This is a genomic window from Clostridium moutaii (genome assembly GCF_041205085.1).
Lineage (GTDB): Bacteria > Bacillota > Clostridia > Clostridiales > Clostridiaceae > Clostridium_B > Clostridium_B moutaii.
The window spans coordinates 1-23193 of sequence record NZ_JBGEWD010000022.1 but is presented as its reverse complement, the minus strand read 5'-3'; the positions used below and the strand labels follow the sequence as shown (position 1 = coordinate 23193).

The window sequence follows — 23193 nt, the reverse complement described above, 5'->3', positions numbered from 1 at the left end:
AATTTGAACAATATATTTGAAGAGAATGGTGTTAAATTATGAGAGAAATACATGTATAAGATATAACAAAAGCTATAAGAGAGTTACAGGTAGAGGATTTATCCGCAGTGGTAGTAATAGATTCTAAAGGCAATAATTTATATGAGTTAGGACAATAGAACTATTTAAGTTCTATTGTTTAAAAGGAAACTTAAATAATTAAATTTATTTATAATTTAGAACTTGTGGAGATTCAGAGGAAAAAGTATAATAAAAAGTATGTAAGAATCTAAAAATTTTTAAATTCTAAAAAGGGAAAGGAGATAATAAGAATTAATAATTCTTATTATTAAATTATGAGTAGTGATTTAACCGAAAATAATTTTATAACTGAATATGACATATTTAAAGAGCACAAGGATAGTAATGAAAGTATAGACAAATTAGACAGCAAAATGAAGGGCAAACTGATAAAATCTATTTATATGGAATGTATCTCTAAAAACTACAATGGTATAGATTCCATTATAAGCAAAAAGTATACTATGGAGGATATTGTAAGGGATAGAGAAGAAAGAATGAGCAGGCAGGAATGGCTTATAAGAGATTATTTATCACCTCTTATTTCAATAAGAGTGAATTATCCGGGATTGAATAAAAACAATTGTGTGAGTTTTATCATAATGAAGGTATTTTCTGCTTTAGTCATTGATAAATTTAAAGATAAGATAATGTATAAGGATCTTCAGGCTACAGCCGAGGGACCTGTGTTGACCTTGATTATAAATGAAGATGTTTATAAAATAAAGAAACTGGCTATTAATGTAGAAGATAATCATTTCTTGGGAAGATTTGTGGATATAGACGTGTTTGGTAATAATGGAGTTGAATTAAGTAGGAGAGAACTTGGATTGGAGTCAAGAAGGTGTTATATATGCGGCCAGGAAGCATATAATTGTGCAGGCAGCGGCAGATATGATGTTGATGAAATAAAAGAATATATAGAAAATAAATTAGAAGAATACTTGAAAAATAAATTGAGTTAAGATATAAGTGATAAGCATTTCATATGGTAAAGCCATTTGAAATGCTTATTTGTGAGTATTTCGGGAGGAAAGTTTAATGGCTTTAAAAAATAGAAAGAGCATAAGCTCAATGCTGTTTGGAAGATTTTCTTTAAAAGCTAAAATAGTGATATTTTGTATTCTATGTATTTTTGCTGTGATTCTAGTGGTAAAAAATTCATATTGGAATAGAAAAAATAAAATTACGGTAGAAAATCCGAATAAAAATATAACTCAAAACTCTGTAATAAGGAAAAGTAATACCGATATAACTCAAGATAAAAAAAATAATGAAAGATTTGAAGAGGAGTATAAAGAAGCACAAAAGTTTTTTAGTGATAAACAGTATTCTAAAGCTATAGATAAAGCTGATGAAATCATAAATCAAAATAATAAATTTTATAAAGCTTATAACATAAAGGGAATTGCACTATGTTATAGTAATAATTATGAAGAGGGAATGAAAAATATAGATAAAGCTCTTCAGCTTAATTCGAATTTTGGGTATGCGCGATTTAACAAGGCGCTTGCATATGAACTTTATGGAAAGTATGATGATGCACTTAATTGGTATGATAAAGATTTAGAGGTAGAAAAATATATTTGGAGCTATTATGGAAAGGCCAGTATATATGGAAGACGGGCGGATGTTTTAAATACAGTTAAATTTCTTAAAACAGCTATAGATATGTCTCCGGATATTAAGAGTATAGCTAGAGAGGAAAAGGATTTTGATCCGGTAAAAAACTCTAGAGAATTTCAAGACTTAATTAAGTAGTATGATTTTGTAAAATAAAATGATCTTAGGAGGGAAACAAATGAAAAAAGGTATATCGGCTTCTAAAGGTTATGCAATAGGTAATGTATTCATGAAAAAGGAAAGCAAGGTAAGTGTGGAAAAAAGGTATATAGAAGATATACAGGAAGAAGAAAAAAGATTTCAAGGAGCTTTGGACCTATCCAAGAAACAGCTTCAGAAAATAAAAAGAAAGTCTGAAAAAGAAATAGGAAAAGATAAAGCAGAGGTTTTTGAAAGCCATATTATGCTTTTAGATGATGAGGAATTTGCAGGTGCTGTAAAAGTAAAGATAAAAACAGAACATATAAATGCAGAAGCAGCTCTTCATGATGTGGTAGATTCTTATGTAAAGATTTTTGATAATATGGAAGATGAATATATGAGAGAGAGAGGTGCTGATGTAAAAGATGTCGGGAATAGGGTACTTTCTAATCTTACAGGGCAAGGCTCTTTCTTAAGCGAAATTGAAGATGATAGAGTGGTAATAGTGGCCCATGACTTGACACCGTCAGATACTGCACAATTGGATAAGAATAAGGTGGCAGCTTTTGTTACAGATATTGGTGGTAGGACTTCACATAGTGCCATTATGGCTAGAACTCTTGAAATACCGGCAGTAGTTGGAACCAATGACATAACAGAGTCTGTTAAAGATGGGGACTTTATAATTGTGGATGGGATTGAAGGAATAGTCATAATAAATCCGGATGAGAGCACAATAAAGCAATATGAAAATAAAATAAAAAAATATAATGAGGAAATGGAAAAACTTAAAGAACTAATAAATATAGAAACCATTACAAAGTCAGGAAAAAAGGTGGAGATTTTTGCGAATATAGGAAAACCTCAGGATGTGGAACAGGTCTTGAAAAATGGTGCCCAGGGTATAGGACTTTTCAGAACTGAATTCTTGTATATGGATAGAGAAGATATGCCGGGAGAAGAAGAACAGTTTCAGGCCTATAGGCATGTAGTGGAGAAAATGGGAGAGAAACCTGTTGTTATAAGAACATTGGATATAGGAGGAGATAAAAAATTATCCTATTTGCCTCTGCCCGAGGAAATGAATCCCTTCTTGGGATATAGAGCTATAAGACTTTGCCTTGATCGGGATGATATATTCAAGCCTCAATTAAGAGCAATGCTCAGAGCATCTGTTTTTGGAAATTTAAAAATAATGTTTCCAATGATAAGCTCTGTAGAGGAATTTTTACAGGCCAAGAAAGTGCTAAAGCAGTGTATGAATGAACTTGAAAAAGAGGGAAAGAAGTTTAACAGAAATTTGGAAACTGGAATTATGGTGGAAATACCGGCAGCTGCACTGGAGGCCGAAGAACTGGCTAGACATGTGGATTTCTTCAGTATAGGAACCAATGATTTAATACAGTACACACTTGCAGCGGACAGAATGAATGAAAAAGTATCATATCTATACAATCCAATGCATCCTGCTATATTAAAACTTATAAAAAAGACTATAGATGCTGCCCATAAAAATGGGAAATTATGTGCGATGTGCGGTGAAATGGCGGGGGATGAAAATTCCATTCCTATTCTGGTGGAGTATGGATTGGATGAATTTTCAATGAGTGCTTCCTCCATATTAAAAGCAAAACAAATCATAATGGAAAAATAATATTGAGAAATAATATTAGAAACTACTGATAGATTTATTATATCAGTAGTTTTTAGTATATATTTATTATGGTATAATTTAATTAAATACCCAGTGAGGTTATAGTCTTCCACATTTATATAATTTATCACAGAATAAATTGCTTTGTATAGGGAGGAACTTTATATGAAAAGTAAAAAATTCAGTTATTTTTTAGCATGCATGGTATGGGTTATTTTAATATTAGGTATTACTGCGTGTTCCAGCAATAAGGAAAGTTCTGATTCTACAAAAAACAGCTCTCAGTATAATTCCACTGGTACTAAGAAGGTAAGTTCTAATAGTACAAGTAATAAGAAAAAGGAAGTTGAAAATCCAAAAGATAGTGCAAAATCAGAGGTGGCTGTGGCTAAGGATTCAGGAGGAGTAAACTTCTTAAAAAAAGAATTAAACAGTGATACCCAGGTAAGCTTTAGTACTCCATGGAAAAGTTCTGAGGATAGAAACTATAGTGCTTGTATAGAGGGAAAAGGCAGTGAAGCTTTAGAAGAAGGACAGGGAAAGATAATAGTAAAAAGTGGACAAAAGATGTATAGCTTTGAAATTGAAAACAATACTGAAATATCTCCCAAATATTTAGAATGGGTTGACAATGAAAATATGCTGGTGATTATAGGAGCCTCTCAGGGTACAGTAGCAAAGGGAGGGGATTTGTATATGTTAAATGTCAATAGAGATGAAGTTGCCCTTTTGATAAAGACATCAAGTAAGAAGCAGCAAATAATGTCTGCACAAAAAAATGGAAATAACATAAACTTGAAAGTAGATGTATATGATGATGACATGTACAATAAATCTCATGTGGAGGATTGGATTATCAACTCTTTTAATACAAATTTAAGTGGCAAAATAGAAGTGAAAAATTCTGATGGGAAAGTGGTATATGAAATAAATGAATAAATCTCAAAAAAAATATAATAAAGCTCTAAATAAATATAATGACGGATATATAAAAAAATCAATGGAGTTATGTGATGAAAGCATATCTATAAATATAAAGAACAGGGCGGCGATTAACTTGAAGGGCCTTTTACTATATTTAAAGGGCGATTTACAGGGTGCACGAGAGCTTTGGAATATGAACCATGAAGTTAATAATGATGAGGTTGCCAAAAAGTATCTTGAAGGGTCAAAAAAAGATGATGTAAGATTTAATTTATATAAAGAGGCCTTGACATTAATCAAAGAATTGAAGATAAATGAAGCATTGGTATTGCTGGAAAGATGTGCTGAAAGTGATTTTAATTATATTGAAGTAAACAATTATAGTGCCTTGTGCTATATAAAGAAAGGTAATTATAATAAGGCGTTGGAAAAGATAAATAATGTTTTTGAAGTGGACTTAGATAATGCTAAGGCCAAAAAAAATATGAAATTTCTTAAAGATGTAAATATCATAAAGAAAGGGTCAAATGTAAAAAAAACAATATCTATTTCTCTAGCTGTAATATTTGCGATAGTATTAATAATTGGAGTTTATAAAGGTATCATAAATCCTAAAAATGATTTTGTTAATAAGAACAAGGTGGTAAAAGTAATAAAGTATAAAAATAATGTCAAAAATGATCATGATGTAGATAATAAGGATGTCTTTAATGAAAAAGATATGGAAAATTACATACAAAATAAAGATTATGATTCTATGTATTTGCAAGTTAATAAGTGGAAGAATAAAAAATTGAATTCATATGATGGAGAAGTTTTATCAAGGGCTTCCCAAGTCTTACGTGGAGAAGGATGCTTATATTTCTATAATTTAGGTAGTAGATATTTAAATAGTGGTGATTATAGTAATGCTATTTCTTATTTTAATAAAGCCTATGAATTTGGTTCTAAAAGTGATTTGTATCCCCATATAATTTACTTTCTCGCAAATTCCATTGATTTATCAGGAGATTTGAAAAGTGCCACAAAATATTATTCTCAATATGATGAAAATTTTTCTGATGGAAATTATGAAGAAACGGTTTTATATAGGCTTGCTATTATATATAAGGGTATGGATATAAGCACATCTAAAAATTATGCCAAAAAGCTAGTAAATAAATACCCTGTATCCATTTATAACAATTCTATAATAAATAGTATAATAAATAGTTAAATTTTAAAGACTAAAAAGTAGTTGCTAGACAAATAATAAAATTGTTATCTAAAGATGTAACACTGCTATTCTCAGCTTTAAAAGCAGGAATATTACAGTGACTAATCATCGGATAAAATATAATTAAGGGAAATACCCTTACAAATTATGAGGAGGGAAAATAATGGTAGAAGAAATAAAGGATTCAGATTTTTCTAATTCAATTGAAGGTTCATCTACTCCTGTAGTTGTTGATTTTTGGGCCTCTTGGTGTGGACCTTGTAAAATGTTATCTCCTGTAATAGAAGAAGTTTCAGATGAATTACAGGGAAAAGCAAAATTCTTCAAGTTAAATGTAGATGAAAATCCAGTTACAGCAGCACAGTTTAAAATTGTGAGCATTCCAACTGTTATGGTATTTAAAGATGGAAATATGGTAGATAAATTTATTGGATTTAGACCAAAGGATACTATAAAGGATGTTTTGGGAAAACATATTTAATTGTGAACAGTTACTGGGAATTAAAGTGTACTAAAATGGCAAATTGACTTTGTTAATTTGTCATTTTAATTATATTGCTATATATGAAAATAAATCAGGAGGTGGATTCAAGTGGATTCTAGATATGATATTGCCATAATAGGAAGCGGACCGGCAGGACTTTCCGCAGCAATCAATGCCAAGATAAGAAATAAAAGCATTGTTGTGTTTGGAAGAGCGGAGCTTAGCGATAAATTAGTAAGAGCTCCCAAAATCAACAATTATCTTGGCCTGCCAGATATAACAGGATTGCAGCTAAAGGACAGATTTGAAAATCATATAAAATCTATGAATATAAATATAACTTTTGAGAAAATAAATGAAATATATGCTATGGGTGAATATTTCGGACTTATGGTCAATGAAAAGATGTATGAAGCAAAAACCATTGTATTAGCCACAGGCATTGAATATACTAAAGCCTTAAAAGGAGAAGAGGAACTTTTGGGTAAAGGAGTAGGATATTGTGCCACCTGTGATGCTCCCTTGTATAAGGGAAAGGCTGTTACTATTATAGGATACAATAAGGAAGCTGAAGGAGAAGCTAATTATGTAAATGAATTGGTTGAAAAGGTATATTATATACCTATGTACAGAGATGAGCTCAATTTAAATGAAAATATAGAAGTGGTAAAAGATAGTATCCTTGAAATATACGGAAAGGAAAAAGTTGAAAAGGTCATTTTAAAGCATGGAGAAATAAGTACAGATGGAGTATTTGTATTAAAGGACAGCATTTCACCGGCTCAACTGGTACCGGGAATTGCAATGGAAGATAATCATGTAAAGGTAGATGTAGATATGAATACCAATATACCGGGATGCTTTGCAGCAGGAGATTGTGTTGGAAAGCCCTATCAGTATATGAAAGCTGTAGGTCAGGGACAGATAGCTGCATTAAATGCTGTTTTATACCTTGATAAACAACAAGTTAATTAAAAGATCTCTTCATCTTTTAAAGATGAAGAGATTTTTCTAGTTAACTACAAAAAACACATGATTTCCTATAGATTTAACATTTTTTTTGTCTATATTTTTCATCCATTGGGAAGTGGCTATTCTTGGGTTATAGAAGAAAATAGACTTACCCGTGGGATCTACTCCTTTTAATGCTTGAAGGACTGCGTTATAGCTGTCTTCATTTGGAGTCACATCTATAACTCCATTTTTCACACAGGAAAAAGCTCCTCTTTGTGTTATTACTCCTTTTACTGTCTTTGGGAATTCAGGATATTGTAATCTGTTCAATATTACAGAAGCCACTGCTACCTTGCCTTCAAAGGGCTCACAATTGCTTTCAGCATAAACTACTTTAGCCATTAAATCTACGTCATTTTGTGTTATGTATATTTTTTGGTTAGAGTAGCTAAATACCTGAACAACTTCTTCCTGCTCATTAAATAGAGTAGAATTGGCGCTGTTAAGGGTGCGTGAACTTGCATTTTGAGAAGGTATAAATAGCATCAAAAAGAAAATAATAAAATAAATAATTTTTTTCAAATTGAATCATCTCCTTATTACCGACGGGGTTAGCTGACGGGTTCGGTAAAGGCATAACCTACGTATAAATACGATTCACCCCAATGTTACTGGTTTCCCCGTGTTTTTAGTAAAACTTAGGTCAATGATATTGTACCCATTTATTAAAATAAAATACATTTTATTAAAATTTTTTAAAATCATTTAAAGTACTGATATAAACAATGTTAAATAGTGTATAATTATTAGTAGATACTTTTTATAGGACGGTGAAACGGGTGGAATTATTGCAAATGATGGTCAATTCAGTAAGAAATATAAGTATATCATCTGTTATGGATATATTAGTGGTGTCATATATACTTTATAAAGGATATATGCTTATAAAAGAAACCAGGGCTGAGCAACTTTTAAAAGGAATTATACTTATAATATTTCTTATACCAATAAGCAGTTTTTTTCATTTGGTAATGCTTAATTGGATACTTACCAAGACCTTAACTATAGGTGTTCTCTCCTTTGTTATTATATTTCAGCCTGAAATTCGTCGGGCACTTGAGCATCTGGGGAGAACTGCCTTTAATGATAAACACATATTACAAGATGAAGAAGTAATGGAAAAGGTGGTAACTGAAATTGTAAATTCCGTAGATAATTTATCTAAAAGTAAAACAGGAGCTCTTATTGTAATTGAACAGATTACAGGACTTGGAGATATAATAAATACAGGTACTAAAGTGGATGCCATAGTATCAGCTGCCCTTTTAGAAAACATATTTGTAGTAAATACGCCACTGCATGATGGAGCAACTATAATAAGAAACGACAGAATAGTATCAGCAGGTTGTTTTTTGCCGCTTACAAATAACAATGATTTAAATAAAAAGTTGGGTACAAGGCATAGAGCCGCAATTGGAATATCAGAAAATTCCGATGCCTTAATTGTAGTAGTTTCGGAAGAAACAGGGACTATTTCCTTTGCTGTAAATGGAAAACTTATAAGAAATTATACCAAGGATAGGCTTAAAAAAATTCTTGTTACTATAATGAAAAAAAGATCTCAAAAAAAGTCTACATGGAGAGAGAGGGTGATTGAGTGGAAGAAAAAAATAAAAAAAGCCAAATCTTAATAAAAGTATGTTGTGTAATTGCGGCATTTATTTTATGGTTGTATATATTTAATGTTGAAAATCCTATAACAGAGAGAAAAATTGTGGTGCCTGTAACCATAGTTAATAAAGATGTGCTTGCTCAATCAAAACTTGTTCAGGTAGGCAACGATCAATTTAATATATCTCTTGTAATAAAGGGAAATGCTTCTGATGTATACTCGGTAAAATCAAGTGATTTTCAGCTGAACTCAGATTTAAGTTCTTATGTCATGAAAAGAGGGGAGAACAATATACCAGTAACTGTGAAGAAAAGTCCTGATAATATAAGCATAGCAAATAACGAGAATTTGTGGATAAAGATACAACTTGATGAATTGAAGAAAAAAAGCATACCTATAAAGGTAACTCTAACGGGAAAACCAAAGGAGGGATATTATGCGCTGGATCCAGTTCTGAAGATGGAAAAGGCAGAAATAAGTGGTGCTCAGGATTCAGTAAATGCGGTAAAATATGCTGTAGCCGTATATGATGTAAAATATGCTCAAAATGATATAAATACAACAGTATCACTTCAACCTCAAGATGCATCAGGGAATCTAATAAAAAATGTTGAAATAAACCCTGCTGCCGTTAAGATTACAGTGCCTGTTGGAAAAATAAAAACTGTTCCAGTGAATGTTAAAATCCAAGGCAATTCTGCAAGTGGGGAAGTAACTAGTTCAATAACTGCAGTGCCAGACAAGATAGATATATCAGGGAATGAAAGTGTAATAAAGAATATAAGCGGAATAGATACGGAACCTATTGATTTAAGTAAAATAGGAGATGCAAGCAATGTTCAGGTGAAATTGGTAGTTCCAAAGGGAGTAAAATTAATAAATAATAATGGGATAGTACAATTAAAAATAAGTTCTGGTACAGTTAAAACTGATGGTGAATCTCAAAAGCAATTAAATCTTAATATACAGATCAGAAATTTAAATGACAGTTATACGGCAAAATTGAGCAGCAGCAGTGCGTCAATAGTAGTTTCTGGATCTGACAGTATTGTAAATAATTTAAATGCAGATAGTATAGCGTGCTTTGTAGATACCAGTTCAATGTCTGAGGGGGTTCAATCAGCTAATGTGGTTGTATCCCTGCCTCAGGGGTTATCATTAGTATCACAAAGCCCACAGAATGTAAATATAGATATAAGGCAGAAAACAGCGGAGGATCAAAATGGCAATTAGGATAAACAATTTGATTATAAATATAGACGAAGATTGGGTAAAATTAAAAAATAAAGCTGCCCAAAAGCTTAGGATAAGTGAAGGTGACATTGAAGAATTTAAAATACTTAGAAAATCTATAGATGCTAGAAGAAAAAACAATATAAGATTTAATTGCTCCGTAGAGGTGAGCTGTCATGGAGAAAAAAAATTGGCATTAAAGCTGAGTGATAAAGATATAAAAATAGAAGAAAAAATTTCAGAAGAAGAGATAGTTTCGGGGAAAAAGAAGATGAGCTCTAGACCTGTAGTTGTTGGTATGGGTCCTGCAGGTATGTTTGCAGGACTTTTCCTGGCAGAAAGAGGATATAGACCACTTATAATAGAGAGAGGGGAAAGAATTGAAGACAGGACAAAAACTGTGAATGAATTTTGGAATACTGGAAAGTTGGATTTGGAGTCCAATGTACAATTTGGAGAAGGGGGTGCAGGAACTTTTTCCGATGGAAAATTAACCACTAGAATAAAGGATAAAAGGTGTGACTTTATTTTAGATACATTTTCAAGATATGGTGCTCCAGATGAGATTACATATGATGGCAAGCCTCATATAGGAACGGATAACTTGAAACTTGTAGTTAAAAATATAAGAAACAAAATATTAGAATCAGGTGGAGAAATACTATTTAAAAGTAAACTGGAAGATTTGGTAATAGAAAATAAAAAGCTGAAAGCGGTAATTGTAAACGGGAGTGAAATACATTGCGATAATTTAATACTGGCCATAGGGCACAGTTCCAGGGATACCTATGAAATGCTTTTTAGAAGAGAAGTGTTCATGGAACCTAAAGCTTTTGCAATAGGCGTCAGGGTGGAACATTCACAACATATGATAGATGTAAACCAATACGGAAAATTTGCAGGACATCCTAAATTAGGACCTGCAGATTATAAGCTTACACATAAAAGTAAAAGTGGAAGGGGAATCTACAGCTTTTGTATGTGCCCTGGAGGAAAAGTTGTAGCAGCAGCCTCAGAGGAAAAGGCACTTGTGACTAATGGAATGAGTTATTATAATAGGAACCTGGATAATGCAAATTCCGCCGTAGTGGTAACTGTGGGAGAAAAGGACTTTCAGGGTGATTCCCCTCTAAAAGGTATAGAATTTCAAAGATATTATGAAAGGTTGGCATATAAGCTGGGGGGAGGAAATTATACTGCTCCCGTACAATTGATCAGGGATTTTTTAAGAGAAAGAGTATCCACTGCATTTGGAAAAGTGAGACCCACTTATATGCCAGGATGTGAATTCAGGGATTTAAGGCAGTGTCTTCCTGCAGAAGTGGTCAGCGGATTGCAGGAGGGATTTGTCCACTTTGAAAAGAAAATAGAGGGATATGCAGAAGGTGATGGGATAATAACAGGTATTGAAACCAGAACCTCTGCACCAGTTAGAATAATGAGAAATAGTAATTTGGAAAGTATATCTGTGGATGGATTATATCCTTGTGGAGAAGGTGCAGGATATGCAGGAGGTATAATATCCGCTGCAGTAGACGGGTTAAAAACAGCAGAAAACATAATTAAAAATTACAGGCCGTTATAATTAAATATTGTTAAAAGCTTTCTTTTTAAAATATATTTGGTAAAATATGATTATTGGGAAATATATTTCATGGAGGTATTTTATATGGATAATATTATACTGGCAATTAATCCTGGATCTACGTCAACAAAAATAGCATTATTTGAAAATGAAGAATGTAAAAATTCAGATAATATATTACATGATGTGAATAAAATAAAAGGGTTTGGGAGCATATATGCTCAAAAAGAAATGCGTACTGAAGTTGTATTAAGTTGGCTTAAATCCAATAATATATCATTAAGCAGCTTATCCGCTGTAGTAGGTAGAGGCGGATTATTAAGATCTATGCCTGGTGGAACTTATAAGGTTACACAAAAAATGTTGGAAGATTTAAAAATAGGTTATCAAGCACAACATGCCTCCAACTTGGGGGGAATCATTGCAAATATAATAGCCAGGAAAGCTGGGGTACAGGCATTCATAGTGGATCCGGTAGCAGTAGATGAAATAGATGATATTGCAAGAATATCTGGTATGCCTCAGATTGCAAGGAAATCTCTTGTTCATGCATTGAATACTAAAGCTGTTTGTAGAAAAATATGTGATAAATACAATAAGGATTTTAACAGCAGTTCCTTTGTAGTTGCACATATAGGTGGTGGAATATCTGTATCACCCATTGAAAATGGCAGAATAATTGATACAAATAATGCCAATGAAGAGGGGCCTTTTTCACCGGAAAGAGCAGGGACTTTGCCTTGCGGAGATCTAATAGAATTAGCTTTTAGCGGGAATTACACTTATGAGGAACTGAGAAAAAAGATAGTAGGTGGCGGGGGACTTGTAGCGTACTTAGGGACAAATGATGGTAAAAAAGTGACTGATAGAATTGAGAATGGAGATAAAAAAGCAAAATTTATACTTGAGGCAATGGCATATCAAATTGCTAAGGAAATAGGAGCCATGTCTGTAGAACTTAGTGGAAAAGTTGATGCGATAATACTAACTGGAGGAATGGCTTATAGTAATATCCTTACAGATTTTATAAAAAAAATGGTAAGCTTTATTGGTCCTGTTGAAATAATCCCAGGGGAACTTGAGATGCTGGCCTTAGTACAGGGAGCATTAAGAGTGCTTCAAGGAAAGGAAAAGGTGAAAATTTATGATGAAGAGGTATCGTTTGCATAGTAAATTAAATATCACTGACAGTATAAGTTGCTTATCGTAGCATTGTTTATTTCCCCTTTATGAAGCTGGGGGATAACTAATAGGATTTTAAGGAGGGCAAATATGCTTTGTAGAATTTTAGTAATTGATCCTGGTTCCACATCTACTAAAATATGTGTTTATGAAGATGAAAAAGAGATAATGAAGGAAACTGTAATGTACTCATCAACTCAAATAAGTAAATATGACAGGATTTATGATCAGTTTCAATTTAGAAAAGAAGATGTATTAAATGCATTGAAGAGAAAAGGTGTGGATTTAAATACTTTAAGTGCAGTAGTTGGAAGAGGAGGGCTTTTAAAACTGGGGGAAACCGAAATTTATAGGGTGAATAAGGCAATGATAGAGGATTTAAAAGCCGGAATACAGGGTGAACATGCTTCAAATTTAGCTGGCATAATAGCAGATAATATAGCAGCACCCTTAAATATACCTGCATTTATAGTGAACTCAGTTACTATAGATGAATTGGACGATATAGCAAGAATATCAGGTATGCCTGAGATAACTAGAAAGAGTAAATTTCATGCTTTGAATCAAAAAGCAGTGGCAAAAAAGTATGCCGCAAGCATAGGTAAGAATTATGCAGATTTGAATTTAATAGTTGCTCACATGGGAGGCGGAGTTTCAGTAGGTGCACATAAAAAAGGCAGAGTGGTTGATGTAAATAATGCGTTGGATGGAGATGGACCATTTACACCTGAGAGAGCAGGTGGAGTTCCTGTAGGCGATTTAGTTAAACTATGTTATAGTGGGAAGTACAGTTATCACAAGATAAAAAAGATGATAAGTGGAGAAGGTGGATTTGTAGCTTACTTAGGTACAAATGATTTTAGAGAATTAGAGATGAGGGCCAACGCAGGTGATGAAAAAGCTAAGGTAATATTAGATGCTTTTATACTTCAGGTATCTAAGGAAATAGGGAAATGCGCAGCAGTTCTTTGTGGAGAAGTTGATGCTATAATTTTAACAGGTGGTATAGCTTACAGCGGGGAAGCAGTAAGAAAGGTAAAGGAAAGGGTGTCTTTTATTTCACCTGTAATTAGCTATCCTGGAGGATATGAGGTAATGGCCTTGGCACAAGCTGGATTAAGAGCCTTAAAGGGAGAAAAAGTTGGGGAATATAAATAATTAGATATAATAAATTAATTAAAAATTTAAGACATTTGAGATATTTATGATATAATATATAATAGAAGATAAAAATCATATTAATTTTAAATTAATTATAATTATTCATATTTAAAGCAATAATTAAATAATTTAAGTATTGTATATATAGAATAACCAGTAAGTATTTTTTTAGATAATATAGTACAGGGTGTTGTGAACTATATGTGAAATCGTTTACCAATTATATAGAATTGGATATCAGGTCTTTTTAAGATGAGGTGGTAGCATGAGCAGAATTAGAATATTTACAGGTCATTTTGGAAGTGGCAAAACTGAAATAGCTATTAATTATGCAATAAATATTGCAGGCAAAAATCAAAAAGCAGCAATAGTTGATTTAGATATAGTAAATCCTTATTTTTGTACAAGAAGTTTGAAAAGACAATTAGAAAAAAAGGGAGTAAAAGTCATATCGTCAGATCCAAATTTATTAAATGCGGAATTAATGGTGGTTCCTGCTGAGGTGCTTTCAGTGTTTAATGACAAGACCTATCAGGTATGTTTTGATGTAGGCGGAGATGCTCAGGGAGCTGTAGCTCTTGGACAATTTAATGAATATTTTAAAAGTGAACCCTATGATATGTACTATGTGATTAATAATGAAAGACCTTTAACATCAAATAATGAAGATACTGAAAAATATATAAAATTTATAGAAGCTTCTTCTAGATTAAAAGTAACTCATCTTATTTCAAACAGTAATTTATCCTATGAAACCACTGCTTCAGATGTGTTAAAAGGGGATAGGATGGTTAAAGAATTATCACAAAAGTTGAAAATACCCCATTCATATACTGTTTGTAGAGGAGATTTAGCAGATGAAATTAAAGGTAAAGCAAGTGGAAAAATATTTCCTATAGATATTTATATGAAGGCACCTTGGGAGTGAAATATGTTGGTTTGATATATTTTAAAGTAATTAATATGCTAGAAATAAAATTCATATAAAGTTAAAAGCATTAAGTTTATTGTCTAGAAATATTACAATTAAATACAATTATGTCTAATAGCTAAATTTTTAGGAGGGGATTTCTCATGCCAAAAGTAACTTTTAGGGAAGAGAGATGCAAAGGGTGTGGACATTGTATAGAAGTCTGTCCCAAAAAGATTGTGTCATTTTCCACTAAGTTAAATGTAAAAGGGTATCATCCAGCTACTGTTCCGGAAGATAAGATTGAAGAATGTGTAGCATGTGCATCTTGTGCTAGAATATGTCCAGATTGTGTAATAACTGTTGAAAAATAATAAGGAGGTAAGCTTTTTATGGGAAAAAAGGTATTAATGAAGGGTAATGAAGCCATTGGCGAGGCAGCTGTAAGGTCAAATTGTCAAGCTTTTTTTGGGTATCCTATTACCCCACAAACAGAAGTTGCAGCCTATATGTCCAAGGTTATGCCAAAGAAAAATAGAGTTTTTATTCAAGCAGAAAGTGAAGTAGCCGCTATAAATATGGTTTATGGTGCAGCCGGCACTGGCGTTAGATGTATGACATCTTCAAGTTCACCTGGAATCAGCTTGAAGTCAGAAGGTATATCGTATATTGCAGCAGCAGAATTGCCATGCCTTATTATGAATATAGTAAGAGGAGGCCCAGGACTTGGAAGTATACAACCGGCTCAGTCAGATTATTTTCAAGCAACAAAAGGTGGGGGACATGGAGATTACAATATGCCTGTATTTGCACCAGCTTCAATACAGGAAATGATAGATTTAATACAAGACGCTTTTGACGTGGCTGATATGTATAGAACTCCTTGTATGGTAATGGGGGACGGAATGCTTGGGCAAATGATGGAACCTGTTGAATTTAAAGACAGGCCACAGAAAAAACTACCGGAGAAGACTTGGGCAGCCAATGGACTTAAAGGAAGGAAAAAGCATAATATCATAAATTCGCTGTATTTGGCACCAGAGGAATTGGAAGCCCATAATGAGAAACTTCAGAATAAGTTTAAAAAGATAAAAGAAAATGAAGTTAGATATGAACTATTCAATTGTAATGAGAAATGTGATTTGATATTAGTCGCATACGGAACCACATCCAGGATATGTAAAAATGTAATTAAAATGGCTAAAAAGGAAGGAATAAATATAGGATTAATCAGGCCCATAACATTGTGGCCGTTTCCGGTGGAAGCTTTTGAAAAAACTATAAACAATACAAAATATGGATATCTATCTGTGGAAATGAGTTGCGGGCAGATGGTTTATGATGTGAAACTGGCAGCTAACGGCAGAAAGCCAGTAGGTTTTTATGGAAGATCTGGAGGTATGGTTCCAGAACCTTCAGATATTCTTGAAAAAGTTAAGGCCATGATGGGAGGGGAGAAATAATGACCGTAGTATATGAACCACCAAAATCACTGCTGGATGTACCAACACACTATTGTCCAGGGTGTACTCACGGAGTAATTCACAAATTAGTTGGAGAAGTAATAGATGAGTTTGGAATATTGGACAAAACTATTGCCGTTGTACCAGTAGGATGTTCAGTTTTAGCCTATAATTATTTTGCCTGTGATGTATTTGAAGCAGCTCATGGCAGGGCACCGGCAGTTGCTACAGGTGTAAAAAGAACTAATCCAGATAATGTAGTGTTTACTTATCAAGGCGATGGAGATCTGGCAGCTATAGGTACTGCAGAAATAATTCATGCAGCTACAAGAGGAGAGAATTTAACTACTATATTTGTGAATAACTGCATTTATGGTATGACCGGAGGACAAATGGCTCCAACTACTCTGCCAGGGCAGGTCACTGAAACCACTCCTTATGGAAGAGATGTAAAAATAGCTGGATATCCAGTAAGAGTTTCAGAAATGATATCCACTCTTACAGGCGCATGTTATGTAGAGAGAGTTTCCGTAGATACTATACCTCATCTTTTAAAAGCTAAAAAGGCCATAAAGAAGGCATTTCAAAATCAATTGGAGGGGAAGGGATTCTCACTAATTGAAGTTCTTTCAATATGCCCTACTAACTGGGGATTATCACCTAAGGAATCAATGCAATGGCTAAGAGATAATATGATACCATATTATCCTTTAGGAGTAAAAAAAGACAATACTGGTACTGGGGAGGTGAAGTAAGGTGACATCACAACAGATTATTTTTGCAGGATTTGGTGGACAGGGTATTTTGTCCATGGGTAAATTTTTGGCTTATGCAGGCATGGATGCCAACTTAAACGTTTCCTGGCTTCCTTCCTATGGACCTGAAATGAGAGGTGGTACGGCCAACTGTTCTGTTATATTGACAAATGAAGATATAGGTTCCCCTATAGTTTTAAGGGCGGACAGCATAGTTGTAATGAACAGACCTTCTCTAGAAAAATTTGAAAATTCAGTAGAACCTAACGGTATAATAGTAATGGATTCAGATTTAATAGATATCATGCCCAAGAGAAATGATATAAAAATCATAGCAATTCCAGCTCAAACTATAGCAGAAGAAATAGGAAGTAAAAAAATAGCTAATATGATTTTGCTGGGGGCTTTGGTAAAAGAAACCGGAATAGTTTCTGAAGCTCAATTACTTGAATCTTTAAGAGCTCATGGAAAAGAAAGGTTTTTTGAATCCAATAAACTGGCGGTGGAAAAGGGTATTGAATTTGTAAAGTAAGTTTTAATTAAAGCACTTTATAAATGTTCGTAATGACATTTATAAAGTGCTTTTTTAAATTCTCATGAGAAAAGTACATTGTAGAAATATTTTTAATGTAATATAATATAAAATGAATATTTTAATTTAAACAGAAAATTTAAATTCCGGCCAGAATAAAATTAACTTTTAATAAGTGAGGTATTAGTATGCAAAGAATATTTGGAACTGATGGTGTAAGGGGAATTGCAAATAAGGAATTAACTCCAGAAGTGGCATATAAATTAGGAAAAGCAGGAGCATATGTATTGACGGAAACAGCACATAAACCTAAGATACTTGTAGGAATGGATACTAGAATATCTGGAGATATGCTGGAAAGTGCATTGGTTTCAGGTATACTCTCTATAGGGGCAGAAGCCATTTGCATTGGGGTAATACCAACGCCGGCAGTAGCCTATTTAACAAGAAAATACAAAGCGGATGCAGGAGTAGTTATATCAGCTTCTCATAATCCGGTAGAATATAATGGTATAAAGTTTTTTAATGGCTCAGGATATAAATTGTCTGATGCATTGGAAGATAAAATACAGTACATAATTGAAAGTGATTTTAAAGGTATATCTGTTCCACTAGGTGCACAAATAGGAAGAAAAATAGTTGAGACGGAAGATGCATTAAAAAACTATGTTGATTTTGCAAAATCAACTATTGATATTGATTTGAAAGGACTGAAGGTAGTTTTAGATTGTGCAAATGGTGCATCTTATATAACTTCTGTAAGGGCTTTTGAAGAATTAGGAGCAGAGGTAAAAGTTATAAATAATAATCCAGATGGAATAAACATAAATAATAATTGCGGTTCTACCCATCCTGAAGAACTTATGAGGACTGTAGTAGAAGAAGGATTTGATTTAGGACTTGCTTTTGACGGGGATGCTGACAGGTGTCTTGCAGTAGATGAAAATGGAAACCTCATAAATGGAGATTTTATAATGGCCATAATAGGTAAAAATTTAAAAGATGAGGGCAAGCTATACAAAAATACAGTAGTAGTTACTGTTATGAGCAACATGGGGCTTGATATAGCACTTAAAAAAGAGAAGATGAGTACAGTAAAAACTAAAGTCGGAGATAGATATGTACTTGAAAAGATGAAAGAAGAAGGATATAAGTTAGGAGGGGAACAGTCCGGTCATATAATTATGCTTGATTATAATACTACAGGAGATGGACTCATTACTGCCCTTCAAATATCTTCTATAGTTAAAAAGAGCGGTAAAAAATTGTCACAGCTTGCTTCCATGATGAAAAATCTACCTCAGGTATTGGCAAATGCAAAGGTGCCTAATGACAAAAAAGGTATATATGAAGAGGACAAAGAGATAGTAGAAAAAATAAAGGAAATAAGGGAAAAGCTGGATGGCTGCGGAAGAGTACTTATAAGGCCTTCTGGGACGGAGCCACTGGTAAGGGTTATGCTGGAAGGAGAGGCTCAGGGTGAAATAGATCAAATTGCCCGCAATTTAGCTGAACTAATTCAAAGAAAGGCCAACTTATCAAGTAATTCTTAGGTCCAGTAAAAATATTTAGAATATATGAATTTAAATACACTGTTGTGAAAAACTAAACAGTGTATTTTTAATTTTACTATATCATAAATGGGAAAGTATAGTAAAGATACTAAATGATTTTTGTCTATGGTTTGTTTATAGTTATAAAATGTTAAAAGGAGTGTATGAACAATGGCATGGCAATATAAAGTACTTACAATGGAAAATTTTCTAGGCTCAGATGATGATTTGACTGTAGAAGAAAAATTGAATAAATGTGGTAAAGATGATTGGGAATTTGCAGGAGTTTTACAAAAACCGTATACTACACTGGGTAAAGATCCTAAAGTTGATGGCGATTGCATAATATTCAAAAAACGTACTAAATACTAGATTATAAAAAATTAAGGCAAAAATCATTTAGTTTAAGGCAAAAATCATTTAGTTAAAGACCTAATTGCCATCAAGTTCTGTATATCTGACTTGTCTTGGAATTATAGACCTGGGCCATTCTTTGAATAATATGTTAATATAAAATTAATAATTGGATTTAGTGTATATCTATATATGTTAGCCTTAAAAATGCCCGGATTTCAAGATAATTCAGGGCAAATTCCATATTCAGGATTTATGCTTTTCATGATTATAATAGTTGACAAAAAATTAGATTAAATAATATAATGTATTGATGATAATTTTATGTTATCAATTATATTGAAAGCAGGTGATAATTAGCAATAGGATGAGTAATTAAAAGCGCCAGAACTTAAGTGCAATAGAATTTAATTTATAATAAAAATAAATTATAATTTTACTTGAGTTGACGAGGATGGGGAGTATCGAATCTTCGGCGGGTGCCCCACGGTATCGCACTACCGTTAACAGCTGATAAAACCAGGAAGCAATTTCTGATACAACATCAGTTTGGTGTAAAAACCTTTAATGGGAATCGAATATATGATTCCAAAAGCACGATTGCCTGAAATTATAGCAGCAGTTCAGGTTTTCTTTGATTACAATTTTTTGTTTTCATAATGAAACTGTAGTGCTATTAAGGAAAATTGTGTTGTATTTAGTATATCAAAATTGAAAGGAAGATTAGTATGTGCGGGATAGTTGGATTTGTTGGAAAAAAACAGGCTTCACCTATTTTAATTGAAGGACTCAGTAAACTTGAATACAGGGGATATGATTCAGCAGGTGTTGCCATAATAGATAAAGACCATATTAATGTGATAAAGTGCAAGGGAAGGCTTAAAAATCTAGAAGATAAATTATCAAAACATCCACTAAAGGGCATAGTTGGAATTGGGCATACAAGGTGGGCTACTCATGGAAAGCCATCTGATTTAAATGCACATCCCCATAACAGTCAGGATGGAACTATAAGTGTAGTTCATAATGGTATAATAGAAAATTATGTACAACTTAGAGAATGGCTTATTTCAAAGGGATATAAATTTGTATCTGAAACTGATACAGAAGTTATTCCCCAGTTAATAGAATACTTTTATCAGGGAGATATAGTTGAAGCAGTTATGAGAGCAATATCCAAAATAAAAGGCAGCTATGCCATAGGGGTTATTTGTTCGAAAGAACCTGGAAAATTAGTTGCAGTAAGAAAGGACAGCCCTCTTATAGTGGGGCTTGGCAAAGATGAATATTATATAGCATCGGATATTCCTGCTGTATTAAATCATACCAGAGATATATATCTTCTAAATGACAATGAATTTGTTGTTATAACTGAAGATGGTGTAAAACTTTTATCTCAAGATAAAAAAGAGATAAAAAGGGATGTATATCATGTTACATGGAGTGCCAATGCTGCTGAAAAGGGTGGATTTGACCATTTCATGATGAAAGAAATACATGAGCAGCCAAAGGCAATTAAAGATACCATGACATCCAGGATTATGTTAGGTAAGCCGGTAACTTTAGATGATATAAAGATAACAAAAGAGCAAATTAAAAATATAGATAAAATATATATAGTAGCTTGCGGAACTGCATATCATGCAGGAATAGTAGGAAAGTATGTAATAGAAAAATTGGTTAGAATGCCTGTAGAGGTGGACATTGCTTCAGAGTTTAGATACAGGGATCCTATAATAAATGAAAGAACCTTGATGATAATTATAAGTCAGTCAGGAGAGACAGCGGATACTCTTGCGGCTTTAAGGGAAGCAAAGGCACAGGGAGCCAGGGTAATAGCCATAACAAATGTAGTGGGAAGTTCTGTTTCAAGGGAAGCAGATGATGTTCTTTACACCTGGGCAGGGCCTGAAATAGCAGTTGCTTCTACAAAAGCATATGTAACCCAGCTCATAGCACTTTATATAATAGCACTTTTCTTTGCACAGCATAAAGAAACCATAAGTGTGGAAAAGATAGAGCAGTTAAAGAAGGAAATGCTTTCTTTACCAGTAAAAGCGGAAAAGGTACTTGCAAATAAAGAAATTGTTCAAGAATTTGCAGAGAAGACTTATAAGGAGAATGATGTATTTTATCTTGGAAGAGGCCTTGACTATGCAGTTGCCCTTGAGGGATCCTTAAAATTAAAGGAAATATCCTATATCCATTCGGAAGCTTATGCAGGTGGGGAGTTAAAACATGGGCCTATAGCTTTAATTGAGGATGGAACCATAGTAATTGCAGGAGCTACTCAGGAAAATTTAGTTGAAAAAATGGTAAGTAATATTAAAGAAGTAACTACAAGAGGTGCTAAGGTTTTGGCATTTACCTTCGAAGGAAACAAGGATGTTGAAAAAGCAGTTGATTCCGTAATATACCTGCCAAAGACAATGAATATATTTGCACCGGTGCTTGCGGTAATTCCACTGCAGCTTCTGGCATATTATATTTCCATAAAGAAAGGCTGCGATGTGGATAAGCCTAGGAATCTGGCAAAGTCAGTTACTGTAGAATAATTTGAATTTAGAGATGTTGTAATTGTGTAGGCTTATAACAAAGTTGTATTGCTTAGAATAAAGTTATATCATTTGTAACAAAGTTATATTAATTAGAATAAAGTTGTATCAAAATCTAAAAAGATGTTAATACTAAAGATAGATGTTTAGTGTTGACTGAAAATAGAGCATGAAGGGCTAGGCATTTAGAAGCTAAAATGTCTAGTCTTTTTTCATTTTTTGAGGTGATAAGATGGCTAAAAGGAAAAGAATACATAATATTGAGAAAATGCTTAAAGAGGGTTATGGAAGTGGAGTAGGAAAGGAATATAAGCCTTGGATAAGGATTCAAGATGTACCTTCACTAGGCAGAGTTACAAGAGTAAAGGGAATGAAAACTAATAGACAGCATGAATTACTAGTATTCACTTTTTAGTTGCTGAAAAGTATTATGTAGATGGCGATTTAAACAATGTAGAAGAACCAGAAAATAGAGAGGTTATAGATATAAACCTAAAGGCTGCTAAGGTAGAATATAGAGAAAGACCTTGGGAGGTTTGGGGTAGTGGCTTTAAGGATAGAACGAAATCAAAAACCTTCAGTTTTATAAGAAATGGTGAATTGTATATAATACCTATAATTGAAATAATAAGAGCTGTCTTAGCACCGAGTAAATTTATGCTGTACAGAATATTAGAAATTGATAGCTTTGATAACTATTTTACATATGATTTGGATGGAAGAAGCCTTGATATACATTTCACTTATGAATATGAGCAAAAGCTTTTAAGAGCTAATAAGATAAATCATTTAGCCTGGCTGTTAACAAACATTAGTGCATTAAAAATGTTTAATAAAATAGGACAAAATATGTGGCAACTTGGAGAACTAAAGTTTGATTTCTTATTGGAGAATTTTAATATAAGAGCGAGAGTAGAAAGAAAAAATAACTATACTAAGATACTGGAAATACAAGCCTTGAAAAGAAAAAGAATTAACGTTGAGGAAATAAACATATATCATCCAAGTTTAGAGGAAACTAAAGGTAGTAATCAAGCAAAGATAAGAAAATATGTTAATAAGAACTCCAATTCAAACAGAGAACTAACTTCAGAAGGTGATGGGTCAACGAAAACTTCAGAAGAAATAGACACCTCATTGGATCTATGTCAATAAAGTAGACACATTTTTTGAACTTTTAAA

The 23193-nt window shown here is 33.1% G+C and carries 24 protein-coding genes and 1 riboswitch; of the genes, 23 read left to right on the top strand and 1 reads right to left on the bottom strand.

Annotated elements, in window-relative coordinates:
* Window positions 1-62 precede the first annotated feature (62 nt).
* From AB8U03_RS15970 to AB8U03_RS15935, 8 genes are all read left to right on the top strand, one after another.
* A complete protein-coding gene (locus tag AB8U03_RS15970) occupies window positions 63-158 on the top strand; it encodes a fumarate hydratase C-terminal domain-containing protein (protein ID WP_369705590.1) in 96 nt (31 codons plus the stop codon).
* A gap of 177 nt (window positions 159-335) precedes the next feature.
* The gene (gene citX, locus AB8U03_RS15965) at window positions 336-1025 is read left to right on the top strand and encodes a citrate lyase holo-[acyl-carrier protein] synthase (RefSeq protein ID WP_369705554.1); all 690 of its coding nucleotides are present in this window, start codon (window positions 336-338) and stop codon (window positions 1023-1025) included.
* Between the two features lie 76 nt (window positions 1026-1101).
* Complete coding sequence (locus AB8U03_RS15960; protein WP_369705553.1) at window positions 1102-1821, top strand: tetratricopeptide repeat protein; 720 nt, start codon at window positions 1102-1104, stop codon at window positions 1819-1821.
* A gap of 40 nt (window positions 1822-1861) precedes the next feature.
* Window positions 1862-3478, top strand: a complete 1617-nt coding sequence (ptsP, locus tag AB8U03_RS15955; protein ID WP_369705552.1) for a phosphoenolpyruvate--protein phosphotransferase — start codon at window positions 1862-1864, stop codon at window positions 3476-3478.
* A 165-nt stretch (window positions 3479-3643) separates the two neighbouring features.
* On the top strand, window positions 3644-4417 hold the full coding sequence (locus AB8U03_RS15950; protein ID WP_369705551.1) for a DUF4652 domain-containing protein: 774 nt from the start codon (window positions 3644-3646) through the stop codon (window positions 4415-4417).
* Window positions 4410-5618, top strand: a complete 1209-nt coding sequence (locus AB8U03_RS15945; protein ID WP_369705550.1) for a tetratricopeptide repeat protein — start codon at window positions 4410-4412, stop codon at window positions 5616-5618. Before AB8U03_RS15950 ends, AB8U03_RS15945 begins: the two co-directional genes overlap by 8 nt.
* 163 nt (window positions 5619-5781) lie before the next feature.
* Window positions 5782-6099, top strand: coding sequence for a thioredoxin (gene trxA, locus AB8U03_RS15940; protein WP_369705549.1), 318 nt, complete (start codon window positions 5782-5784; stop codon window positions 6097-6099).
* Between the two features lie 111 nt (window positions 6100-6210).
* Window positions 6211-7077, top strand: a complete 867-nt coding sequence (locus AB8U03_RS15935; RefSeq protein ID WP_369705548.1) for an NAD(P)/FAD-dependent oxidoreductase — start codon at window positions 6211-6213, stop codon at window positions 7075-7077.
* Between the two features lie 36 nt (window positions 7078-7113).
* Here the strand turns inward: AB8U03_RS15935 and AB8U03_RS15930 are convergent, their stop codons facing one another.
* A complete protein-coding gene (locus tag AB8U03_RS15930) occupies window positions 7114-7638 on the bottom strand; it encodes a cell wall hydrolase (protein ID WP_369705547.1) in 525 nt (174 codons plus the stop codon).
* 3 nt (window positions 7639-7641) lie between these two features.
* Window positions 7642-7771, bottom strand: a riboswitch (cyclic di-AMP (ydaO/yuaA leader).
* A 124-nt stretch (window positions 7772-7895) separates the two neighbouring features.
* Here AB8U03_RS15930 and cdaA point away from each other — a divergent pair.
* The 15 genes from cdaA (at window position 7896) to AB8U03_RS15855 (ending at window position 23166) form a co-directional block, all read left to right on the top strand.
* Window positions 7896-8747, top strand: a complete 852-nt coding sequence (cdaA, locus tag AB8U03_RS15925) for a diadenylate cyclase CdaA (protein ID WP_369705546.1) — start codon at window positions 7896-7898, stop codon at window positions 8745-8747.
* Window positions 8714-9961: a CdaR family protein gene (locus AB8U03_RS15920; RefSeq protein WP_369705545.1), complete on the top strand. Its 1248-nt coding sequence runs from the start codon at window positions 8714-8716 to the stop codon at window positions 9959-9961. The genes cdaA and AB8U03_RS15920 overlap by 34 nt, the downstream gene beginning before the upstream one ends.
* Window positions 9951-11546, top strand: a complete 1596-nt coding sequence (locus AB8U03_RS15915) for an NAD(P)/FAD-dependent oxidoreductase (RefSeq protein ID WP_369705544.1) — start codon at window positions 9951-9953, stop codon at window positions 11544-11546. The genes AB8U03_RS15920 and AB8U03_RS15915 overlap by 11 nt, the downstream gene beginning before the upstream one ends.
* Before the next feature lie 84 nt (window positions 11547-11630).
* Window positions 11631-12716 carry a butyrate kinase gene (gene buk / locus AB8U03_RS15910; protein WP_369705543.1) on the top strand — a complete coding sequence of 362 codons (1086 nt, stop codon included), beginning with the start codon at window positions 11631-11633 and terminating at the stop codon, window positions 12714-12716.
* 102 nt (window positions 12717-12818) lie between these two features.
* Window positions 12819-13886 carry a butyrate kinase gene (gene buk, locus AB8U03_RS15905; RefSeq protein ID WP_369705542.1) on the top strand — a complete coding sequence of 356 codons (1068 nt, stop codon included), beginning with the start codon at window positions 12819-12821 and terminating at the stop codon, window positions 13884-13886.
* 268 nt (window positions 13887-14154) lie between these two features.
* Window positions 14155-14817, top strand: a complete 663-nt coding sequence (locus AB8U03_RS15900) for an ATP-binding protein (RefSeq protein ID WP_369705541.1) — start codon at window positions 14155-14157, stop codon at window positions 14815-14817.
* A 146-nt stretch (window positions 14818-14963) separates the two neighbouring features.
* Complete coding sequence (locus tag AB8U03_RS15895; protein ID WP_369705540.1) at window positions 14964-15173, top strand: 4Fe-4S dicluster domain-containing protein; 210 nt, start codon at window positions 14964-14966, stop codon at window positions 15171-15173.
* 18 nt (window positions 15174-15191) lie between these two features.
* Window positions 15192-16262: a 3-methyl-2-oxobutanoate dehydrogenase subunit VorB gene (locus AB8U03_RS15890; protein ID WP_369705539.1), complete on the top strand. Its 1071-nt coding sequence runs from the start codon at window positions 15192-15194 to the stop codon at window positions 16260-16262.
* The gene (locus AB8U03_RS15885; RefSeq protein ID WP_369705538.1) at window positions 16262-17017 is read left to right on the top strand and encodes a thiamine pyrophosphate-dependent enzyme; all 756 of its coding nucleotides are present in this window, start codon (window positions 16262-16264) and stop codon (window positions 17015-17017) included. Before AB8U03_RS15890 ends, AB8U03_RS15885 begins: the two co-directional genes overlap by 1 nt.
* A gap of 1 nt (window position 17018) precedes the next feature.
* A complete protein-coding gene (locus AB8U03_RS15880; RefSeq protein WP_369705537.1) occupies window positions 17019-17549 on the top strand; it encodes a 2-oxoacid:acceptor oxidoreductase family protein in 531 nt (176 codons plus the stop codon).
* Between the two features lie 188 nt (window positions 17550-17737).
* A complete protein-coding gene (glmM, locus tag AB8U03_RS15875) occupies window positions 17738-19102 on the top strand; it encodes a phosphoglucosamine mutase (protein WP_369705536.1) in 1365 nt (454 codons plus the stop codon).
* Window positions 19103-19273: 171 nt separating this feature from the next.
* A complete protein-coding gene (locus tag AB8U03_RS15870; protein ID WP_369705535.1) occupies window positions 19274-19474 on the top strand; it encodes a DUF4177 domain-containing protein in 201 nt (66 codons plus the stop codon).
* A gap of 710 nt (window positions 19475-20184) precedes the next feature.
* Entirely contained in the window at window positions 20185-22011 is a 1827-nt protein-coding gene (gene glmS / locus AB8U03_RS15865; protein WP_369705534.1) for a glutamine--fructose-6-phosphate transaminase (isomerizing), read from the top strand.
* Between the two features lie 232 nt (window positions 22012-22243).
* On the top strand, window positions 22244-22426 hold the full coding sequence (locus AB8U03_RS15860) for a hypothetical protein (protein ID WP_369705533.1): 183 nt from the start codon (window positions 22244-22246) through the stop codon (window positions 22424-22426).
* Window positions 22427-22668: 242 nt separating this feature from the next.
* Entirely contained in the window at window positions 22669-23166 is a 498-nt protein-coding gene (locus tag AB8U03_RS15855) for a hypothetical protein (protein ID WP_369705532.1), read from the top strand.
* Window positions 23167-23193 lie beyond the last annotated feature (27 nt).